Origin of the sequence: Candidatus Latescibacter sp. (assembly GCA_030692375.1) — a bacterium.
In the GTDB taxonomy this organism is placed as follows: Bacteria; Latescibacterota; Latescibacteria; order Latescibacterales; family Latescibacteraceae; genus JAUYCD01.
In genome coordinates this window covers 1-5,576 of sequence record JAUYCD010000261.1, presented here as the reverse complement: position 1 = coordinate 5,576, position 5,576 = coordinate 1, and the positions used below count along the sequence as shown (strand labels likewise).

Sequence of the window (5,576 nt, the reverse complement as noted above, 5' to 3'; positions counted from 1 at the left end):
AAGGGGGACTTAAAAGACTGCAATACAAGGCTTAATTGGTTTTTTTAAAAAAGTTACACCTTCACATTTTCATCTTTACCGCGAAAAGTCCCCCTTCGGGGGATTTAGGGGGCTGCACTAAAAAATTAATAATAAGTACTTGTTTAATAAAGAGTTAGGAAAATATCATAGCAAGTTTGTGAATAATCCGGGTTAAGTCCCCCTTTGGGGGATTTAGGGGGCTGTAGTTTTGAGGATTACAGAAAAAAAATCCTTTTTTATGAATAATCCGGGCTATAAGGGCAGGGTTGAAAATCAGATGGAAAAAACCTCATAAAGGAGAATCTATGAAAACACCGAGAAACCTCGCTGTAATGGCAGCCGGAGCGTTCTTTGTCCTCTGGGTCGGCAGTGTCGGAGGACAGGGAGAAAAAAAGGAAAGCGCCGATACGGCTGTCACTGTCGCCGAAATCCTTAAAACTGCAAAAGTCCCTCTGAGCGAGGAACAGGCAAAGCAGTTGAAAGAATTCGATCCCAGCCAGGGACGGGAAGTATTTCAGAAACTATTCCAGATATTCAATGAAAAACAGACAGATGCACTAAAAAAGGCGCTCGGTGTTATGCCGGCGAGGAACGATATACCGGAAACTCCTCGCTCTCTTTTTCTGGTCGTCATCCTGGAAAACCTCAAATGCCCGCTCATTCAGAAACAGATTGACCAGTTCAAAGAACTCCCTGTGGATCAAGGAGCATGGCAGAAGATGAATGATATTCTGAATGACACGCAAAAAGAGGCAATGAAAAAAGCATTTGGACGGTAAAAGTTACCTTTTCCTGGCCTGGTTCGGGGGAAGAGTAAAACCTGCCCCGCGCGTTATTTCAGATTTCAGATTTCATCACTATTTCCCCGAAAGCTGGCGGTATTTTTCCTGATATTTTCGGTAGAGTATCTTCTGCTTGTTGTTCAGGTCGATATCCCGCCCCTGGATATACATTTTTTCTATCTGGGTGGTTATTTCCAAAGGGTCGCCGCTGGCAACAATAAGCGTGGCATCCTTCCCCTTCGCCAAAGTTCCCACCCGGTCGGCAGCGCCCAGAATCTCCGCGGCATATTGAGTCACCGATTTCAGCGCCTCCTCCTTCGGAAGGCCATAGGCCGCCGCCATGGCCGCATGGTAGGGTAAATTCCGATCGTTGCCTTCGGCGCTTGAACCGGAGATGCAGAATTTCACTCCCGCCCGGAAAAGTTTTGCAGGAACAGTGAACGGTTCATCATAATCATCATCCCTTCCCCGGGGAAGACTGAGGATCGGAGTTACCACCACCGGGATGTTCTTTCTTTTCAAGAGATCGGCGGCCAGGGGCGATTCCAGTCCGCCAAAGATGACCAGTTTCACTTTTTCACGGTCGGCCCACTCAACCGCCGATTCAATTTCCGGAAGGGAATTTGCCCACATCCAGACCGGCAGCTCCCCTTTAAGAACCGGCAGCATGGCTTCCCAGCGCACATCGGTTTTGTGGAATGGCGTTTCTTTCTTCCCTGCAGCCTCACGGGCGGCCTTATAAGCCAGGGCTTCGGTGAAAGCCTTTTCGAGCACATCCATGTTCGGCCCGCTGATCACCATACCGACCGGAGCTTTAAGGATCATGCTTTCCCAAGTCCAGCCGTCGAGCATGAAAAGAGCCGCTTTTCCGGAAACTACTCCGCCGGAGGGAAGCGCAGCAGCCAGGGCGATGCCGTTGGAGCGTGTGACCGGGATGCGCTCCGAATCAGGATTCAGAGATGCTTCTGCCCGGACATCCGGGTTGATATTCCCCTTTTCCTGAATATCCAGAGTGCCGCGCACCGAATTGATCTCGATCAGCCCAAGCTGAGAATTCACATCTATCAGGCCGGGATATACGTGTTTCCCGCTGATGTCTACCTTGATGGCATCGGAAGGTATCCGGATATCGGCGCCAAGAGCCGTGATTTTCCCTTTTTCAAACAGCACTGTCCCTTTTTCAATAACTGCGCCGTCCACCGGATGGATGACGCCGCCCACGAGAGCGATAGGCTGCTTCTGCGCTGCCGCGGGAATCTGGTCGGAACCCCGGGCGATGCTGCAAAAGAGTATCAGGGTAATGATGAAAAGTGAAACTACTTTCGCTTTGTTTAGCATATTCATGGTATAACTCTCCTTGTATGTATATGAAAAAAATTTTAAATTGACAAAGATACAGAGGTACAAAGATGTCTGAACCACTGATGCGAATGATGCGAATGACAAAAGATGATGAAGAGACCGTCTGAACCTTGATTTGCATGATTATGGGATTAACTTGATTGATCTATCATGGTAATCCTTAAATCCTATGAATCATGGTTCAGACTATCTGTCTTCTGTCTTCTTTCATCCTTTTTACTTTGCCCCTTTGCCGCTTTCTTTTTTTCCTATGGAAATAATTTTTTCGGTGAGCGCTGCACGTTCTTCCTTGATTTTCTTCCGCAGCTCGCTGTCCTCGCTTCGTTCGAAATACCTGCGGCCGTCGATCCATGTCTGCTCGCAGATGCTGTAGGATGAAAGCGGCGAACCGCTCCAGATGACGAAATCGGCGTCTTTGCCCTCTTCAAGGCTTCCGATCCGGCGGTCGAGGTGGAGCTGCCTGGCGGGGTTCAGGGTGACGAATTTCAGCGCTTCCTCTTCGGGAACGGATCCATATTTCACCGCTTTCGCCGCCTCAAGGTTCATGCGCCGTCCCAGTTCGATATCGTCGGAATTGAAACTTACCAGCAGCCCCTGCTCGCGCATAAGGGCGCCGCTGTAGGGAATGGCGTCATAAGCCTCGGCCTTGTAGGCCCACCAGTCGCTGAATGTGGAGGGCATCGCCCCATGTTTTTTCAGCGCATCGGCCACCTTATAGCCTTCCAGTATGTGGATGAAGAATTCTATCTTGAACCCCATTTCTTCCGCCGTTTTCATGACGGCGAGAATCTCGTCCTGACGGTAGCAGTGACACTGCACCTGACGCTTCCCTTCGAGAATTTCCACCAGCGGCTCCAGTCTCAGGTCTCTCCGGGGAGGGATCAGATTCTTGTTTTTTTTGCTGGCTTCGGTATAATCCTGCCATTCCCTGCGGTAGTCTTTAGCAGCCTGGAACATATCGCGGATGATCTCCTCGACACCCATGCGGGTCAGCGGATACCGGTTCGGGATACCGGAAATATTGGAGAGCTTGGGATTTTCACCCAGGGCGAATTTCTGGGAGGGTACCGCGCCCTCGAACAGCATTTCCTCGGGGAGCGCACCCCACCGCAGCTTGATAACTGCGTTCTGACCCCCGATCGGATTGATGGATCCATGGCAGGTGCATACGGTGGTCATTCCCCCGGCAAGCTGGCGGTATATATTGATATCGTTGCTGTCTATGATATCGCTGACCCGTGTTTCGGAAGTGATGGCTTGTGTTCCTTCATTGATTCCGCCCCGCATGGCCAGATGAGCGTGGGCATCGAGCAGACCGGGGGTGACATGCTTCCCGGAAGCGTCGATGATCACCGCACCGGACGGTGCGCTCAGATTTTTTCCAATCGCGGCAATTTTCCCTTTTTTCACCAGGAGATCGCCATTCCTTATAATCTTTTGCGGGCCGCAGGTCCAGAGCACCGCGTTCTTTACAAGGAGAACCTCCGGCTGGTCGGGGAGCGCCGGCCTGCCGAACGAACCCTCAGGATAAATAACCGGGAACTCCGCCATTCGGGTCGGTTCAATCTTCACCGTATCGGGCTTGGCTTTCCAGGGTTCTTTCAGAGCGCCATCCCAGGTGAAGCTGTACCCGTCGCTGAAAGTTCCCCGGCCATGCATGAGTTTCTCTTCTGCCATGCCGGTCAGGCGGAGGGTTCCCTGAAATCCGATAGAATCGGCTTGAAATGCGAACATGACCAGACGTTTTACCAGGGAGGATTTAAGCGATTTCACTGTCTTTCCGCCTACTGTCGCCTTGACCTCGGGAGTAAGCGCCTCGCCGGACAGGGAGAGTTCCAGGGTTTCCATACGGTCAACCGGTGTAAAACGGAGCGTCCATGTCCCCCGGACATCGATTTCCGGCAGAGGATTCACTTTGTAACGGATGCCAGCCACCCAGGTATCGATAATTTTGGTCTTGTCTTCGAAAAGATCGCCGTCGGTAACCAGAAAATTCGCGATTTTCCCTTTTTCCAGCGTTCCGAGCAGCAGTGTCATCGAGAGCCATTCCGCCGGTGTCACAGTCAGCGCCTGTAAAGCTTTGTCGGGCGGAAGGCCCCTTTTGACCGCTGTACGAAGGTTTTTCAGGAAATCCTCGGGACGTTCCAGTCCGGCGGTGGTCAGGACGAAATCGACGCCTGCCTTGGCCAGGCGCGCCGTATTCTCCGGGGCGAAATCCCAATGGCGAAGCTCGCCCAGTCCGGTTTGAACGTTCGCCGGATCGGGCGGTTCGGGAAAGCGGAGCGGGATGATGAGTTTCACTCCCCCTTTTTTCAAAGCATCCACATGCTGGTATTCTGCGCCGGAGCCGCGCACCCACGCATTCAGTCCGAATTCACGGGCAATATTCGATGCATCGAGAATATCGAGCGTTCCGGGCGCCTCGAACACACAGGGTTTGCGGCCTTCCGAGAAAGGTTTGAGCGCGGCCAGCGACAGGTTTACCTCCGGAGCGGTCTGTCCGGAGGGGGCTTTCCGGAATGCTTCCCAGGCCTGATCGTACCAGCGGGCATCGAGAAAGGTCTGACGAATGAGAGCGATGGTTCCCATGAGCGATGACGGATACTCGCCTCCAACCGTGTTGAATGAGATTGACTGGGCAATGCTGTCCTGAAGAATCGTTTTCGAGGGTTCGTCGTCGTTCAGGAGCGCCAGGCTCCCTGTTCCCCGGAAGATTCCCGCACGGGGAAAGGAAACTGCCGCGGTGAATCCGCTCCTGCGGAGAGGCTGGGCCGCTTTTTCATCGGGATGAAATGATTCCGCAGCCGAACGTTCCGGGCGAACAGCGGTATTCCAGTAGAGCGCCCCGGAATCGGCTGAACCGGCCGGTTTCTCCGGCAAGCCGTAGTGGGTGTAGAGATCGATAAACCCCGGATAGATCGTTTTCCCGGCCAGATCATAAACCACCGCATCAGGAGGCGCGGGAACATCGCTCCCGACTGCTTCCACATGGCCGTCTCGAACCACGAGAACAGCCTTTTCCAGGACCGTTCCGGGCGCGGTGACAATACGGGCGTTTTTGAAGGTAAGGACATTGGGCGTGTTCTCATGCAGGCCGATGACCGGAGCTGTCTGTCCAGGGCAATTTTGAGCGCGGAAAAACAAGAGAAATCCCACGAGAAAAAAACCTGAAAACTGTCTGTGCCGGTGTTTTTCCATACCGCTGTTCCTTTATAGTGAAGTGATGGGGTGGGTGTTTTTAAAATAATCCGGGTATGTCGTTTGGAAATTTTTTGAAAAAATTGCACCATGATCGCATATTTAGATCCTGAAACGGTTTTATCGTTCCCGCGAAGCGGCAACGAGTTCAGGATGTAGCGGACTCTTCGACAGGCTCAGAGTCCGCTGACCGAGCACTGAGCTTGTCGAAGT

3 protein-coding genes are annotated in these 5,576 nt (G+C 52.4%); 1 reads left to right on the top strand and 2 read right to left on the bottom strand.

Translation table 11 applies throughout. The features are described 5' to 3' along the window. Positions 1-326: 326 nt before the first annotated feature. Positions 327-800 carry a hypothetical protein gene (locus Q8O92_15645; protein MDP2984752.1) on the top strand — a complete coding sequence of 158 codons (474 nt, stop codon included), beginning with the start codon at positions 327-329 and terminating at the stop codon, positions 798-800. A gap of 78 nt (positions 801-878) precedes the next feature. Here Q8O92_15645 and Q8O92_15640 read toward each other — a convergent pair whose 3' ends face one another. Further along, a complete protein-coding gene (locus Q8O92_15640) occupies positions 879-2,147 on the bottom strand; it encodes an amidohydrolase family protein (protein MDP2984751.1) in 1,269 nt (422 codons plus the stop codon). A 234-nt stretch (positions 2,148-2,381) separates the two neighbouring features. Next, positions 2,382-5,363, bottom strand: coding sequence for an amidohydrolase family protein (locus Q8O92_15635; protein ID MDP2984750.1), 2,982 nt, complete (start codon positions 5,361-5,363; stop codon positions 2,382-2,384). Between the last annotated feature and the right edge of the window lie 213 nt (positions 5,364-5,576).

Bases quoted from the DNA above. Each gene is read 5' to 3' on its own strand.
- Q8O92_15640 (MDP2984751.1), bottom strand. From the start codon at position 2,147: ATGAATATGCTAAACAAAGCGAAAGTAGTTTCACTTTTCATCATTACC.
- Q8O92_15635 (MDP2984750.1), bottom strand. From the start codon at position 5,363: ATGGAAAAACACCGGCACAGACAGTTTTCAGGTTTTTTTCTCGTGGGA.
- Q8O92_15645 (MDP2984752.1), top strand. From the start codon at position 327: ATGAAAACACCGAGAAACCTCGCTGTAATGGCAGCCGGAGCGTTCTTT.